13 protein-coding genes are annotated in these 14546 nt (G+C 69.0%); 7 read left to right on the top strand and 6 right to left on the bottom strand.

Going from position 1 to position 14546, the window contains the following annotated elements; translation table 11 throughout:
- The 3 genes from A9Z05_RS25660 to rmuC form a co-directional block, all read left to right on the top strand.
- Positions 1-851 (top strand): sodium:proton antiporter (locus A9Z05_RS25660; RefSeq protein ID WP_176730243.1); only part of this gene is annotated, 851 nt, incomplete at its 5' end.
- An 81-nt stretch (positions 852-932) separates the two neighbouring features.
- The gene (locus A9Z05_RS25655; protein ID WP_069620570.1) at positions 933-1922 is read left to right on the top strand and encodes a D-glycerate dehydrogenase; all 990 of its coding nucleotides are present in this window, start codon (positions 933-935) and stop codon (positions 1920-1922) included.
- Positions 1919-3397 carry a DNA recombination protein RmuC gene (gene rmuC / locus A9Z05_RS25650; RefSeq protein WP_069620568.1) on the top strand — a complete coding sequence of 493 codons (1479 nt, stop codon included), beginning with the start codon at positions 1919-1921 and terminating at the stop codon, positions 3395-3397. The genes A9Z05_RS25655 and rmuC overlap by 4 nt, the downstream gene beginning before the upstream one ends.
- Before the next feature lie 89 nt (positions 3398-3486).
- Here the strand turns inward: rmuC and A9Z05_RS25645 are convergent, their stop codons facing one another.
- The 6 genes from A9Z05_RS25645 to A9Z05_RS25620 form a co-directional block, all read right to left on the bottom strand.
- Positions 3487-3972: a GNAT family N-acetyltransferase gene (locus A9Z05_RS25645; protein WP_069620567.1), complete on the bottom strand. Its 486-nt coding sequence runs from the start codon at positions 3970-3972 to the stop codon at positions 3487-3489.
- Positions 3969-4244: a hypothetical protein gene (locus A9Z05_RS25640; RefSeq protein WP_006476519.1), complete on the bottom strand. Its 276-nt coding sequence runs from the start codon at positions 4242-4244 to the stop codon at positions 3969-3971. Before A9Z05_RS25640 ends, A9Z05_RS25645 begins: the two co-directional genes overlap by 4 nt.
- Positions 4245-4281: 37 nt before the next feature.
- Entirely contained in the window at positions 4282-5580 is a 1299-nt protein-coding gene (glp, locus tag A9Z05_RS25635; RefSeq protein WP_069620566.1) for a gephyrin-like molybdotransferase Glp, read from the bottom strand.
- A 111-nt stretch (positions 5581-5691) separates the two neighbouring features.
- Positions 5692-6309 carry a molybdenum cofactor guanylyltransferase MobA gene (gene mobA / locus A9Z05_RS25630; RefSeq protein ID WP_069620565.1) on the bottom strand — a complete coding sequence of 206 codons (618 nt, stop codon included), beginning with the start codon at positions 6307-6309 and terminating at the stop codon, positions 5692-5694.
- Positions 6310-6337: 28 nt separating this feature from the next.
- Positions 6338-7450 carry a GTP 3',8-cyclase MoaA gene (gene moaA / locus A9Z05_RS25625; protein ID WP_069620564.1) on the bottom strand — a complete coding sequence of 371 codons (1113 nt, stop codon included), beginning with the start codon at positions 7448-7450 and terminating at the stop codon, positions 6338-6340.
- 131 nt (positions 7451-7581) lie between these two features.
- Positions 7582-10740, bottom strand: coding sequence for an Rne/Rng family ribonuclease (locus A9Z05_RS25620; RefSeq protein ID WP_069620563.1), 3159 nt, complete (start codon positions 10738-10740; stop codon positions 7582-7584).
- Between the two features lie 721 nt (positions 10741-11461).
- On the opposite strand from A9Z05_RS25620, the gene A9Z05_RS25615 reads away from it, so the two are divergent.
- The 4 genes from A9Z05_RS25615 to A9Z05_RS25600 are packed head-to-tail and all read left to right on the top strand — an operon-like array spanning position 11462 to position 14534.
- Complete coding sequence (locus tag A9Z05_RS25615) at positions 11462-12466, top strand: RluA family pseudouridine synthase (protein WP_069620562.1); 1005 nt, start codon at positions 11462-11464, stop codon at positions 12464-12466.
- A 5-nt stretch (positions 12467-12471) separates the two neighbouring features.
- Positions 12472-13131, top strand: a complete 660-nt coding sequence (locus tag A9Z05_RS25610; RefSeq protein ID WP_069620561.1) for an HAD-IA family hydrolase — start codon at positions 12472-12474, stop codon at positions 13129-13131.
- Positions 13128-13529, top strand: coding sequence for a Rieske 2Fe-2S domain-containing protein (locus A9Z05_RS25605; RefSeq protein WP_069620560.1), 402 nt, complete (start codon positions 13128-13130; stop codon positions 13527-13529). The genes A9Z05_RS25610 and A9Z05_RS25605 overlap by 4 nt, the downstream gene beginning before the upstream one ends.
- Positions 13530-13541: 12 nt before the next feature.
- Positions 13542-14534 (top strand): S49 family peptidase, encoded by a 993-nt coding sequence (locus A9Z05_RS25600; protein WP_069620559.1) that lies wholly within the window; start codon positions 13542-13544, stop codon positions 14532-14534.
- The last annotated feature ends 12 nt before the right edge of the window (positions 14535-14546 follow it).

The following is a 14546-nucleotide window of genomic DNA, read 5'->3' as shown; positions in this document are numbered from 1 at the left end:
TCGGCTTCCTGAACGGCGTGAGCTTCTTCTGGACGACCACCCATCTCGCGCTGCCGATGCTGTTCATCTGCGTGGTGCTGCTGACGTTGTTCTTTGCGCTCGATACGTACTTCTACCGGAAGGGCGGCGAGGAGCGGCCGGCCGCGCTCGATCCGACGCCCGACGGTGCGGCGCTGTCGATCGACGGCAAGATCAATTTCGTGCTGCTGGCGGCCGTGATCGCGCTCGTGCTGATGAGCGGCGTGTGGAAGCCGGGCATCTCGTTCGACGTGTGGGGCACGCACGTCGCGCTGCAGAATCTCGTGCGCGACGTCGCGCTCGTGGTCGTGACGCTCGCGTCGCTCGCGCTGACGCCGCGTTCCGCGCGCGAGGGCAACGCGTTCAACTGGGCGCCGATCGAGGAGGTCGCGAAGCTGTTCGCGGGTATCTTCGTGACGATCGCGCCCGTGATCGTGATCTTGCGCGCGGGCGCGGACGGCGCGTTCGCGCAGATCGTCCATCTCGTCACGGGGCCCGACGGCAAGCCGATCGACGCGATGTACTTCTGGGCGACGGGCATCCTGTCGTCGTTCCTCGACAACGCGCCGACCTACCTGGTGTTCTTCAACCTCGCGGGCGGCGATGCACAGACGCTGATGACGACCGGCGCGTCGACGCTCGCCGCGATTTCCGCCGGCGCGGTGTTCATGGGCGCGAACAGCTATATCGGCAACGCGCCGAACTTCATGGTGAAGGCGATCGCCGAATCGCGCGGCGTGAAGATGCCGAGCTTCTTCGCGTATCTCGGCTGGGCGCTCGTCGTGCTGATACCGGTATTCCTGCTGACGTCCTGGCTTTTCTTCCCGGCGTAAGCTGACGTTTTTCAACCCCGAGCGGGCGGTTCCGGTGGCGCATCGCGCGCCGCGATCCGTCCGCGGCATGCGGAGATGGCGATGCAGAAGATCCTGGTCGCGCGTCCGATCTTTCCGGACGTGATCGAACGGCTCAAGCAGTATTTCGACGTCGACTGGAACGACGGCGACGCGCTCGCGCCCGACGCGCTGGCCGCGCGCCTGGCCGACAAGGACGGCGCGCTGACGGCCGGCGACCCGATCGGCGCGGCCACGCTCGCGGCGGCGCCGCGCCTGCGGGTGGTGGCGAACATGGCGGTCGGCTACAACAACTTCGACATGGCCGCATTCAACGCGGCGAACGTGCTCGGCACCAACACGCCCGACGTGCTGAACGAATCGACCGCCGATTTCGGCTGGGCGCTGATGATGGCCGCCGCGCGCCGGATCGCCGAATCCGAACACTGGCTGCGCGCCGGTCACTGGCGGAAGTGGGCGTACGACGGCTTCCTCGGCAGCGACATCTACGGCTCGACGCTCGGCGTGATCGGGATGGGCCGTATCGGTCAGGCGCTCGCGCGCCGCGCGTGCGGCTTCGGGATGCAGGTGATCTATCACAACCGGTCGCGGGTCGCGCCCGAGATCGAAGCCGAGCTGAATGCCGAATACGTGTCGAAGGATGCGCTGCTCGCGCGAGCCGATCATGTCGTGCTGGTGCTGCCGTACACGAAGGAGAACCATCACACGATCGGCGCGGCCGAGCTCGCGAAGATGAAACCCACGGCGACGCTGACCAACATCGCGCGCGGCGGGATCGTCGACGATGCGGCGCTGGCCGCCGCGCTGCGCGACGGGACGATCGCCGCGGCCGGCCTCGACGTCTTCGAGGGCGAGCCGAGCGTGCATCCGGCGCTGCTCGAGGTGCCGAACGTCGTGCTGACGCCGCATATCGCGAGCGCGACCGAAAAGACGCGCCGCGCGATGGCCAATCTCGCCGCCGACAACCTGATCGCCGCGCTGGGCGAGGGGCCGCGTGCGGGGCAGCCGCCGAATCCGATCAACCCTGACGTGATCGGGAAGCCGCGCGCATGACGACGACGTTGTTGCTTGCGGCGGTCGTCGTGCTGGCCGTCGCGCTCGCGGTGGCGATCGTCGCGCTCGTGCGCGGCGGCGGCCGCCACGACGACGCGGCCGTGCTCGGCGACCAGATCGAGGACGCCGCGCATGCGCAGGCGCGCGCGGTCGAGCGGCTCGAACGCGAATTGCGCGGCGAGATCGTCGAGAACGCACGCGGCTCGCGTACCGAGCTGGCCGGCAGCTTCGCCCAGTTGCAGCAAACGCTCGCCGCGCAACTGACCAGCGTGGCGACCATGCAGAACAACCAGATCGAGGGGTTCGCGCAGCAGCTCGGCAAGCTCGTCGCCGGCAACGCGCAGCAGTTCGATGCGATGCGCGAAAGCGTGCAGCGCCAGGCTCAACAGGCGCGCGAGGAACAGGCGGGCGCGCTGCGGCTGTTCGGCGACACGCTGAACCGGCAGCTCACGCAACTGACCGAGGCGAACGACCGTCGGATCGGCGAAGTGCGTGCGACGCTCGAACAGCGGCTGAAGGAAATCGAGACGAATAACGCGGCGAAGCTCGAGGAGATGCGCCGCACCGTCGACGAGAAGCTGCACGCGACGCTCGAGCAGCGGCTCGGCGAATCGTTCAAGCTCGTATCGGATCGGCTCGAACAGGTGCATCGCGGGCTCGGCGAGATGCAGACGCTCGCGGCCGGCGTCGGCGATCTGAAGAAGGTGCTGACCAACGTGAAGACGCGCGGCACCTGGGGCGAGGTGCAGCTCGAGGCGCTGCTCGAGCAGATGCTGACGCCCGACCAGTACGCGAAGAACGTCGCGACGGTGCCGAAGCGTACCGAGCGCGTCGAATTCGCGATCCGGCTGCCGGGCCGCGACGCGGGCACGCGCGACGCGTCGCCGGTGTGGCTGCCTATCGACGCGAAATTCCCGCGCGAAGACTACGAGCGGCTGATCGACGCGCAGGAACGTGCCGACGCGGTGGCCGTCGAGGAGGCGGCGCGTGCGCTGGAGGCGCGGGTGCGGATGGAAGCGCGCACGATCGCCGAGAAGTACGTCGCGCCGCCGTACACGACCGACTTCGCGCTGCTGTTCCTGCCGACCGAAGGGCTCTATGCGGAGATCCTGCGCCGCCCGGGGCTGACCGACCTGCTGCAGCGCGACTATCGCGTGACGGTCGCGGGGCCGACCACGCTCACCGCACTGCTCAACAGCCTGCAGATGGGGTTCCGCACGCTCGCGATCGAGCAGCGTTCGAGCGAGGTCTGGCAGGTGCTCGGCGCGGTCAAGACGGAGTTCGGCAAGTTCGGCGACGTGCTCGCGCGCACGAAGGCGCAGCTCGAAACGGTCACGCGCTCGATCGAGTCCGCCGAGCAGCGCACGCGTGTGATGAACCGCAAGCTGAAGCAGGTCGAGGCGTTGCCGGGCGACACGGCGGCCGGGTTGCTCGGCGCGGAAGAGGCCGAAGGCGCCGATGCGGACGACGCGTGACGCGCGTTGCCGGCAACCGCCGGACGAAAAAACGGGCGCCGCGGCGCCCGTTTTCATTTGCAGCGACGGCCGGCGCGGCCGGCTCGCGCTCAATGCGCGGCGAGCGTGTCCAGCGCGTCGCCCGTCACGCGCACGATGCGCCACTCCGGCAGCACGGTCGCGCCCATCTTCTCGTAGAAGTCGATCGCCGGCTGGTTCCAGTCGAGGACCGACCATTCGAAGCGCCCGCAACGGCGCTCGACGGCGACGGCCGCGAGATGACGCAGCATCGCGGTGCCCAGGCCCGTGCCGCGCTGCGACGGCTGCACGTACAGATCCTCGAGATAGAGCCCGCGGCGGCCGAGGAACGTCGAATAGTTGTGGAAGAACAGCGCGTACGCGACGATCGCGCCGTCGCGTTCGGCCACCAGCGCTTCGGCAGCCGGGTGCTCGCCGAACAGCGCGTCCGCGAGATCGGATTCGGTCGCGACGAACAGGTCCGTGAGCTTCTCGAACTCGGCCAGCTCGCGCATCAGCGCGAGGATCGCGCCGACGTCGCGCGGGTCGGCCGCGCGGATCAGCGGCGTGACGCTCACGCTTCCTCCGGCGGATCGGACAGCACGATCTCGATGCCCCCGAAGCGCGACGCGACCCAGTTGTACGCATGGCACGCGATCCACAGCAGCACGAAACCGAGGATCGCGTTCAGCAGCAGCGCGCTCAGGATCGTGCTCAACTCGACCATCCCGTAACGGATATACGCGACGAGAATGCCGAGCAGCACGATCGGCACGCTGAACGTCAGGTAGACGAGGATCAGCGCCTTTGCGGTCTGTCCCGCGGCGATCGACGAGATTTGTTTCTTCATGTGCGGATTGCCCCCGTAGAAATATACCGATTGGAATTCAGATCAGGCCGTCGAGCGGCAGGATGTCGACCGGGGTGCCCGCGTCGACTGCCGCGGAATCGTGGCCCAGGACGATGAAACAGTTGGCGGCCGCGAGACCGCTCAGCGACGCGGAGCTTTGCGATCCGGCCGGTGCGACGTGCCATTGGCCATCGGCGGCGCGCGTTGCGATGCCGCGCAGGTAGTCGGTGCGACCGGGGCGCTTCTTCAGCGCCTGGGTGCTGAGCGCCGTGTACATGGCCGGCGGCGGCGTCCGCGCGCCGGCCAGCGTCAGCAGCGCGGGGCGCACGATCGCATGGAACGTCACGGCGGACGCAACCGGATTGCCGGGCAAGCCGAAGAACAGCGCGCGACCGGCGCCGTCGGCCGCGCGGGCGAGCGAGCCGCACGCGAGCGGCCGGCCCGGCCGCAGCGCGACGCTCGCGAACGTCACGTCGCCGAGCCGGGCCATCACGTCGCGCGTGAAATCGGCTTCGCCGACCGACACGCCGCCCGACGTGATCACCGCATCGGCCTGCGCGGCGAGGGCGTCGCGCAATGCGGTTTCGAGCGCAGCCGGGTCGTCCCGGACGATGCCGAGATCGATCGCGTCCACGTGTGCCCGTTCGAGCATCGCGATCAGCATCCCGCGATTGCTGTCGTACAGCGCGCCGCGGCCGAGCGGTTCGCCGGGCTCGCGCAACTCGTCGCCGGTCGAGAACACGGCGACGCGTACGCGCCGGCGCACCGTGACGTCGGCGATGCCGAACGACGCGAGCAGGCCGAGATCGGACGGCCGCAGCATGCGGCCCGCGGCGAGCGCACAGGCGCCGCGCGCGAGATCCTCGCCGGCCCGGCGGCAGTTCGCGCCGCGCGCGACGTCCTGCGCGGCGAAGCGAATCGTGTCTCCGTCGACGCGCACGCGTTCCTGTGGAATCACCGTGTCGCATCCGGCCGGCATCGGCGCGCCCGTCATGATGCGCACGCATGCACCGGCCGCCACGACCCCGTCGAACGGATGGCCGGCGAACGCGGTGCCGGCGACCGTCATCTCGACCTCGCCCTGCGCCGACGCGCGTGCCGCGGCGCCGCCGTCGAACGCATAGCCGTCCATCGCCGAGTTGTCGTACGCGGGAATGTCGAACGGCGCGCTCACGTCGGCCGCGAGCACGCGATCGAGCGCATCGCGCAGCGCCACCGTATCGCACGCATCGACGGGCACCGCAAAGCGGCACGCGAGTGCCTGCGCGTCGGCGAGCGACAGCGGGGCATCGGGGTCGGGTGCGGTTCGGGAGGCGGGCGAGGATTGCGTGATCATCAGTCGGACTGCGCCGCAAGGCGTATCGGGTTCGTGGCCGGTGGCGCGAGGAGGGTGCCTGGACGCGGGTTTCGCGTATGGCGGGCGTCGGGCGGGAACGGCGCGGGACCGTCAGCGGCGGGCCAGCGCGGCGAGTTCCTGCCAGGAGTTGGCATTGTAAAACGCACGCTCGTCGCGAAACTCGACTTCGACCGTCGTGTGGCGTGCGTACCACGCACGTACCTTCCGGTCGCCTGCCGCGAGCCGGGTGGCCAGGTCGTCCGCCAGCGACGTGCGCAGCAGCGCGAACGTCGGCTGCGGCGAGCGCATCCGCTGCGCGTCGACGGTGACCGCCATCGCGATGTCGGCCTGGTGCGCGTCGAGCGCCGCATGCAGCCGCGCGACGAGGTCGGCGGGCAGGTAGGGCGTATCGCACGGCGAGCACGCGAGCAGCGGCGCGCGCGCCGCGCGCATGCCGGCGAGCAGGCCCGCGAGCGGCCCGGGGAAGTCGGGCGTTTCATCCGCGACGATGCGCGCGTCGAACGGCGCACCGAGTTCGGCATAGCGATCGGCATGGCGATTCGCGCTGATCAGCGTCTCGTCGACCTGCGGCGACAGCCGGCGCAGTACATGCAACGCGAGCGGCGTACCGTCGAGCAGTTGCAGGCCCTTGTCGACGCCGTCCATGCGGGTTGCGCGCCCGCCCGCGAGCAGCAGGCCGGCGATCGACGGGGAGGCGGGGGCGGGCATCGTGCGCAGATGGAAAGAGCGGCGTGCGTCAGCCGCCGATATACGACATTTCGACGCGCTTGCCGGCGCCCTCGGGCGCGGCGTCGGCAAGCGCGCTGCCGCGCAGTTGCGAATAGCGGTCGGTGCGCGCCTGCCAGATGCGGGCGATCGCGGTCGCGATCTCGGCATCGGTCGCACCGCCGCGCACGAGCGCACGCAGGTCGTGCCCGGTCGACGCGAACAGGCACAGGTACAGCTTGCCCTCGGTCGACAGCCGCGCGCGCGTGCAGTCGCCGCAGAAGGCTTGAGTGACGCTCGAGATCACGCCGATCTCGCCGCTGCCGTCCGCATAGCCCCAGCGCTGCGCGGTCTCGGCCGCCGTGTGCGCCTCGAGCGGCACGAGCGGGAAATGTTCGGCGATGCGCGCGACGACGTCCGCCGACGGCAGCACCTCGGTCATGTTCCAGCCGTTCGACGTGCCGACGTCCATGTATTCGATGAAGCGCAGGATCACGCCGGTGCCGCGAAAACGCTCGGCCATCGGCAGGATCTCGCTGTCGTTGGTGCCGCGCTTCACGACCATGTTGACCTTGACCGGCGCGAGGCCCGCGGCCTGCGCGGCGAAGATGCCGTCGAGCACGTCGGCGCTCGCGAATTCGGCATCGTTCATGCGCTTGAACAGCGTATCGTCGAGCGCATCGAGGCTGACCGTGACGCGCGTGAGCCCGGCGTCCTTCAGCGCGCGCGCCTTGCGTGCGAGCAGCGAACCGTTGGTCGTCAGCGTCAGGTCGAGCGGGCGGCCGGCGTGCGTCGTCAGCCGCGCGAGGCGCTCGATCAGGAATTCGAGGTTCTTGCGCAGCAGCGGCTCGCCGCCCGTGATGCGGATCTTCTCGACGCCGTGCGCGACGAAGAGCCGCGCCACGCGCTCGATTTCCTCGTGCGTGAGCAGCGCGCTGTGCGGCAGGAACGGATAGTCCTTGTCGAAGACCGCGCGCGGCATGCAGTACACGCAACGGAAGTTGCAGCGATCCGTCACCGAAATGCGCAGGTCGCGCAACGGCCGGGCGAACGTGTCGGCCAGCGTGCCGTCGGGGGCATGCGCGACGCCGGAGACGTCCGGCATCCCGCTGACGTCGGCGAGGGGAATGATGCGTCGGGACATGTTGAAAGAAGTGCGAAGCAGACTGCTATTTTAGCCGCAACCGGCCGGCGGGGCCGGTGGGCGGAAACCCGCAGCGCGGACGTGAAAAAGCCCGCCGGAGGCGGGCTTTTCCTGGTCGGGCGATACGCCGTTCAGTGGTGCGTCGTTTCGACCTGCTGCATCGGGGCCGTATCGACCGGCGGCAGCACCTTGCGTTCGCGTGGCACGCGGGCCGGGCGCGGGAGTCGCGATGCGGCTTCCTGCGCGGCCGCGAACTTGTCGGCGTCCGTGTTCACCCAGACGAGACCGGCCTGCTCCAGCACGACATCCAGGCTCGCCGAAGCGGGCGCGGCTGCCGGTTGTGCGGGCGCGGGAGCCGGTGCGGCGACGGCCTCGGCCGCGGCCGGTGCTGCCTCGACAGGCGCTGCTTCGACAGGCGCTGCTTCGACCGGTGCCGGTTCGGCAACCACCGGAGCGGCTTCGATCGCGACGGCCGGTGCGGCTTGCGGCGCCTCGACAGCGGCCGGCGCGGCCGCTGGCACGTCGAACGCATCGGTCGGCGACACCTCGACCGGCGCCGGGCCCGCCTCCGCGACCGCCGGTGCGACCGGTGCCGGTTCTGCTGCCTGCACGGCGACGACGGGCTCGACCGGGGCGGCCGGGGCCGCTTCGGCGTGTGCCGATGCCGGCTGCGCTTCGACGGCGGCCGGTGCGGCATGCTGCTCGGCGACGGTTTCCACGGCGGCCGCAGTGGTCACGGCCGCGACGACTGCCGGTGCAGCCGTGTGGGCCGGTTCGGCCGCGACCGGTGCGGCCGGCGTCACGGCTTGCGCGGCGACTTCGCCTTCGGCGCCTTGCTCGGCCTGGTCGATTGCGCCGTCTTCCTCGCGCTCGCGACGACCGCCGCGGCGGCCGCGACGGCGACGGCGGCGTTCTTCGCCGTCACGTGCGCCGGCTTCCGCATCGGCTGCCAGTTCCGCGCCGGGCAGCGCTTCTGCCGCAGCCTTGTCGGTTTCCGGTTCCGGATGGTTTTCGCCGCGGGTGACGGTCTCGAGCGTGGCCGCGTGCTGGGTCGGCTTGCGGCGTTCGCCGCGCTCGCGACGCTCGCCGCGTTCCTGGCGCTCGCCGCGGCCGGCTGCGTCGACGCCTTCCGGCTGTTCGACGCGCTCGCGCGGTTCGCGGTTTTCGCGCGGTTCGCGCGGCTCACGGCCTTCACGCGGTTCGCGACCTTCGCGCGGACCGCGGCCCTCGCGACCTTCGCGACCCTCACGGTTTTCACGACCTTCGCGGTTTTCGCGGCCCTCGCGACCTTCACGCAGCTCACGACCCTCGCGCGGCTCACGGCCTTCACGCGGTTCGCGCACTTCCTTGCCTTCGCGTTCCTGGCGTTGCGGCTGGCCACGGCCTGCGGCTGCCTGGTCGCGGCCGCCTTGCGCCTGCTGGGCGCCGCCGCGACGGTTGCGGTTGCGATCGCCGCCGCGCTGCTCGGTCTTTTCGGTGCGCTCGCGAGCCGGACGGGCGGCCTGCTCCTTCGCCGGTGCCGGCGCGACCGGTGCGGGCGCCGGTGCCGGCGACACGCCGAACAGGCCCTTCAGCCAGCCGATGAAGCCGCCGCTTGCCGCGGCGACGGGCGCCGGGGCCGGGGTGGCAACGGGTTCGACCGGACGCTGCGGCGCCGGGCTCGGGGCCGGACGCTCGGGCGTGATGCCCTTGACCGCGGCTTCCTGCTTCGGCTTCACTTCGGCCGCACGCTTGCTGTAGCCGGTTTCCGACTCGAGCTCGCGGGCCGCTTCCTCGGCCATCTTCCAGGATGCGCGCGGATCGTCGAGGCGCGCGTCGTCGTGACGCAGGCGCTCGAGCTTGTAATGCGGCGTATCGAGGTGCTTGTTCGGGATCAGCACGATGCCGACCTTGAAGCGCGACTCGATCTTGTTGATTTCCTGACGCTTTTCGTTGAGCAGGAAGGCGGTCACCTCGACCGGCACCTGGCAGTGGATCGCCGCGGTGTTTTCCTTCATCGCTTCTTCCTGAATGATCCGCAGGACCTGCAGCGCGGACGATTCGGTGTCGCGGATGTGGCCGGTGCCGTTGCAGCGCGGGCACGTCACATGGCTGCCTTCCGACAGCGCCGGACGCAGGCGCTGGCGCGACAGCTCCATCAGGCCGAAGCGGGAGATCTTGCCCATCTGCACGCGCGCACGGTCGTGCTTGAGCGCGTCCTTCAGGCGCTGCTCGACTTCACGCTGGCTCTTCGCCGATTCCATGTCGATGAAATCGATCACGATCAGGCCGCCGAGGTCGCGCAGGCGCAGTTGGCGAGCGACTTCGTCGGCCGCTTCGAGGTTCGTGCGGGTGGCCGTTTCCTCGATGTCCGCGCCCTTGGTCGCGCGGGCCGAGTTCACGTCGATCGCGACGAGCGCTTCGGTGTGGTCGATCACGATCGCGCCGCCGGACGGCAGCGGCACCGTGCGCGAGTACGCGGTTTCGATCTGGTGCTCGATCTGGAAGCGCGAGAACAGCGGCACGTCGTCGTGGTAGCGCTTCACCTTCGCGACGTTGTCCGGCATCACGATGTCCATGAACGCACGGGCCTGATCGTGGATTTCGTTCGTGTCGATCAGGATTTCGCCGATATCGGGCTGGAAATAGTCCCGGATCGCGCGGATCACGAGGCTCGATTCCAGATAGATCAGCATCGGCTGGCCGGCGTTGCCGCTTTGCGATGCCGCTTCGATCGCGCGCCACAGCTGCAGCAGGTAGTTCAGGTCCCACTGCAGTTCCTCGGCGCTGCGGCCGATGCCCGCGGTACGGGCGATCATGCTCATGCCGTCGGGGATCTGCAGTTGCGCCATCGTTTCGCGCAGTTCCTGGCGCTCGTCGCCTTCGATCCGGCGCGACACGCCGCCGCCGCGCGGATTGTTCGGCATCAGCACGAGGTAACGGCCGGCGAGCGAGATGAAGGTGGTGAGGGCGGCGCCCTTGTTGCCACGCTCCTCCTTCTCGACCTGGACGATCAGCTCCTGGCCTTCGCGCAGCGCATCCTGAATGCGCGCGGAGCGCATGTCGATGCCGTCCTTGAAGTACTGGCGGGCGACTTCCTTGAACGGCAGGAAGCCGTGGCGGTCTTCGCCGTAGTTGACGAAACACGCTTCGAGCGACGGCTCGATACGGGTGATGACACCTTTGTAGATATTGCCTTTGCGCTGTTCGCGCCCGGCGGTTTCGATGTCGATGTCGATGAGCTTTTGCCCATCGACGATGGCGACGCGCAGCTCCTCCTGCTGCGTCGCATTGAACAGCATGCGTTTCATGAACGACTCCAGGCGGCTCCGCTGCCGGCGCCTCGCGGTTGTCAGGCGCGAGGGCGGGAACGACGGCAGGCCGCACCTTGTTGTGTTGTCACGAGCACGCTGGAGCGGGAATGCTGGCGGGGAGAATTGCCTGAAGAGGCGCTTGGGCCCGAAAGACGGGGCCGGCGGCCATAGGGCACCTGCGAATACGGCTTCAAAGCACGGCGTTCACACACCGCACGCTGCAAAAGCGCGCTAAGCCTGATCCGGGCATCGCCACGGGCGCGCGCAATGCGTCGCGCGCGCCGACGGGCGGCAGATGCTGCGGCTTGGGCCGCAGCGGGGAGTATCGAATCCAGCCCGACTTTCCCGCTTGGGGTGTACTTCCCTGGTTTGACGTCGCCAAGCCCCGCACGCTTCGCGGGGCCAAATCGGGCGCAACGCCGTAATTTTCGCAACCGGCAGCCTGCGGACGCACTGCGCGCCGTCGGGCTGCCGATCAAATTCTTTTCAACCAACTTTCCGTTACCGCGGCGCCTTGCCGACCGAATCCGCCTGTGGGCGCGATCCTTGCCGACGGGCGGCGCCGTGCGTGCAACTTGCTGCTTCTCTTTGATTAGGGGCGAGCAGCGGACCCCCGGCGCAAGTAAAATAGCAGTTTGCGCTTGCGCCTTGCCCGATTCAGCCGGGGCTGGCCGAACAGGCCACCCACAACGTCAGGCTGGGCAAAATTATATTCAGTATGAATGAGTTAGGCAAAATATCCCAGAATTCGGTCGCAAGCGGCCAGGTATCGATGATCGAGATCGACGAAAACTCGGCCGGTCAGCGCATCGACAACTTCCTGTTGCGCGTCTGTAAAGGCGTGCCGAAAAGCCATATTTACCGGATCCTCCGCAGCGGCGAAGTGCGCGTCAACAAGGGCCGGATCGACGCGCAGTACCGCCTCGAGCTGGGCGACCTCGTCCGCGTGCCGCCGGTGCGCGTGGCGGCGGCCGACCTCGCGCGCGCCGATACGCCGGTCGTGCCGCCCGCGAATTTCGACGTGCTGTACGAGGACGACGCGATGCTCGTGATCGACAAGCCGGCCGGGGTCGCGGTTCACGGCGGCAGCGGCGTCGCGTTCGGCGTGATCGAGCAGATGCGCCAGGCGCGCCCGCGCGCGAAATTCCTCGAACTGGTGCACCGGCTCGACCGAGAGACGTCCGGCATCCTGATGCTCGCGAAGAAGCGCACGGCGCTCGTCGCCCTGCACGAGCAGATCCGCGAGAACCGGATGGACAAGCGCTACTTCGCGTGCGCGCACGGCGAATGGCAGCCCGACTGGGGCCGGCGCCGCGCGGTCAAGGCGCCGCTGTTCAAGTATTCGACCCCGGAAGGGGAGCGGCGCGTGCGCGTGCAGGACGACGGGCTGCCGTCGCATACGGTGTTCAACCTCGTCGACCGCTGGTCCGACTATGTGCTCGTCGAAGCGGAACTCAAAACGGGTCGGACCCATCAGATCCGGGTGCACCTCGCGCATCTCGGCCTGCCGATCGCCGGCGACGCCAAGTATGGCGATTTCGCACTGAACAAGGCGCTGGCGCGCGCGAATGCGCAGCCGTCGCTGAAACGGATGTTCCTGCATGCGCACCGTCTGAAGCTCGCTCACCCGCTGACCGGCGAGGCGCTGCAGTTCGATGCGCCGCTGCCGGCCGAATGCCGGCGCTTCCTCGATCAACTCAGCGCATTGCGCGATACCGCCTGAACCGCATGGCTCGACAGCAATTTGACCTGATCGTCTTCGACTGGGACGGCACGCTGATGGATTCGACCGCGCACATCGCGCACAGCATCCAGGCGGCATGCCGCGATCTCGGCCTGCCCACGCCGTCCGACGAAGCTTCCCGCTACGTGATCGGCCTCGGGCTGCGCGACGCGCTGCAGATTACGGCCCCGACCCTCGATCCGTCCGACTATGCGCGGCTGGCCGAACGCTACCGCTATCACTATCTGCTCGACGACCAGCGCATCGAGCTGTTCGCCGGCGTGCGCGAATTGCTCGCCGAACTGCGCGACACGGGCTACCTGCTCGCCGTCGCGACCGGCAAGGGGCGGGTCGGGCTGAACCGCGTGCTCGACCAGTCGAAGCTGACGAGCCTGTTCGATGCGACGCGCTGTGCGGACGAAACGTTCTCGAAACCGCATCCGGCGATGCTGCACGAATTGTCGCGGGAATTGGGGCAGGACCTGTCGCGCACCGTGATGATCGGCGACACCACGCACGACCTGCAGATGGCCGCGAGCGCCGGCGCGGCCGGCGTCGGCGTCGCGTATGGCGCGCACACGGCCGATGCGCTGGCGGCGCTCGCGCCGCGCTTTGTCGCGCCGGACGTCGGCGCGCTGGCCGCATGGCTGCGGGAGCACGCATGAGCGCGGCGCCGGACGCCGTGCGCGTATGCGCGTCGGACGCGCTGACCGACGGCGGCGCCGGCGTGCGTGTCGACGCGACGCTGCGCGGCGAGCAGGCCGTCGTGTTCTTCGTGCGCTACGACGGCCGCGCCTACGGCTACCTCAACCGCTGCGCGCACGTGCCGATGGAACTCGACTGGGCCGAAGGGCAGTTCTTCGAGTCGTCGGGCCTCTATCTGATGTGCGCGACGCACGGCGCGATCTACGCGCCGGATACCGGCAAGTGCGTCGGCGGCCCGTGCCGCGGCGGCCGCCTGCGGCCGGTCGAGGTCGACGAGCGCGACACGCCCGACGGCCGTGCGGTATTCTGGGTGCCCGATGCGGACCTGCATCCCGCCACTTCCGCCACGACCGATTGACGACACTACTGCATGGCCGACCAACCGAATTCCCCGGATTCCTCCTCCCGTCCCGACAGCCGTGAACCCAGCTGGGAGCGCGCGGCGCTCGAGCGGATCGCGCTCGCGGCGGTCAAGGAGCAGCGTGCGGCACGGCGCTGGAAAATCTTCTTCCGCTTCGCGTTTCTCGGCGTGTTCGTGCTGCTCGCGTTCGCGCTGATCGATTTCTCGAGCGATTCGAAGTTCTCGGCGAGCGGGCGGCATACGGCGCTCGTGACGATCGACGGCGAGATCGCGGCCGGCGTCAACGCCAACGCCGACGACATCAACACGGCGCTCGACGCCGCGTTCGACGACGACGGCACGGTCGGCGTCGTGCTGCGGATCAACAGCCCGGGCGGCAGCCCGGTGCAGGCCGGGATGGTCTACGACGAGATCCGGCGGTTGCGCGGCAAGTATCCGGACAAGCCGCTGTACGTCGTCGTGACCGACATGTGCGCGTCGGGCGGCTATTACATCGCGTCCGCCGCCGACAAGATCTATGTCGACAAGGCGAGCATCGTCGGGTCGATCGGCGTGCTGATGGACGGGTTCGGCTTCACCGGGCTGATGGGCAAGCTCGGCGTCGAGCGGCGCCTGCACACGTCGGGCGAAAACAAGGGCTTCTACGATCCCTTCTCGCCGGAAACGCCGAAGATGGACGCGCACGCGCAGGAACTGCTCGACCAGGTGCATGCGCAGTTCATCAAGGCGGTGAAGGATGGCCGCGGCAAGCGGCTGCACGAGACGCCCGACATGTTCTCGGGCCTGTTCTGGACGGGTGAAAAGAGCGTCGAACTGGGCCTTGCCGACGGCTACGGCACGACCGACACGGTCGCGCGCGACGTGCTGAAAGCGCCGGATCTGGTGGACTATACGGTGAAGGAAAGCCTGACGAATCGCGTCGCGCGCAAGTTCGGCGCGGCCGTCGGGGGCGCCGCGATGAAGGCGCTGACGGCCGGCGGCGCGTCGGTCAGCCTGCGCTGACGGCTGGCGACG

Source organism: Burkholderia sp. A2 (assembly GCF_001729305.1).
Classification (GTDB): domain Bacteria; phylum Pseudomonadota; class Gammaproteobacteria; order Burkholderiales; family Burkholderiaceae; genus Burkholderia; species Burkholderia sola.
Note: the sequence above shows the minus strand (reverse complement) of the source record. Positions and strands in the feature narration are given on the sequence as shown.

Bases quoted from the DNA above. Each gene is read 5' to 3' on its own strand.
- A9Z05_RS25655 (WP_069620570.1), top strand. From the start codon at position 933: ATGCAGAAGATCCTGGTCGCGCGTCCGATCTTTCCGGACGTGATCGAA.
- rmuC (WP_069620568.1), top strand. From the start codon at position 1,919: ATGACGACGACGTTGTTGCTTGCGGCGGTCGTCGTGCTGGCCGTCGCG.
- A9Z05_RS25640 (WP_006476519.1), bottom strand. From the start codon at position 4,244: ATGAAGAAACAAATCTCGTCGATCGCCGCGGGACAGACCGCAAAGGCG.
- glp (WP_069620566.1), bottom strand. From the start codon at position 5,580: ATGATCACGCAATCCTCGCCCGCCTCCCGAACCGCACCCGACCCCGAT.
- mobA (WP_069620565.1), bottom strand. From the start codon at position 6,309: ATGCCCGCCCCCGCCTCCCCGTCGATCGCCGGCCTGCTGCTCGCGGGC.
- moaA (WP_069620564.1), bottom strand. From the start codon at position 7,450: ATGTCCCGACGCATCATTCCCCTCGCCGACGTCAGCGGGATGCCGGAC.
- A9Z05_RS25620 (WP_069620563.1), bottom strand. From the start codon at position 10,740: ATGAAACGCATGCTGTTCAATGCGACGCAGCAGGAGGAGCTGCGCGTC.
- A9Z05_RS25615 (WP_069620562.1), top strand. From the start codon at position 11,462: ATGAATGAGTTAGGCAAAATATCCCAGAATTCGGTCGCAAGCGGCCAG.
- A9Z05_RS25610 (WP_069620561.1), top strand. From the start codon at position 12,472: ATGGCTCGACAGCAATTTGACCTGATCGTCTTCGACTGGGACGGCACG.
- A9Z05_RS25605 (WP_069620560.1), top strand. From the start codon at position 13,128: ATGAGCGCGGCGCCGGACGCCGTGCGCGTATGCGCGTCGGACGCGCTG.
- A9Z05_RS25600 (WP_069620559.1), top strand. From the start codon at position 13,542: ATGGCCGACCAACCGAATTCCCCGGATTCCTCCTCCCGTCCCGACAGC.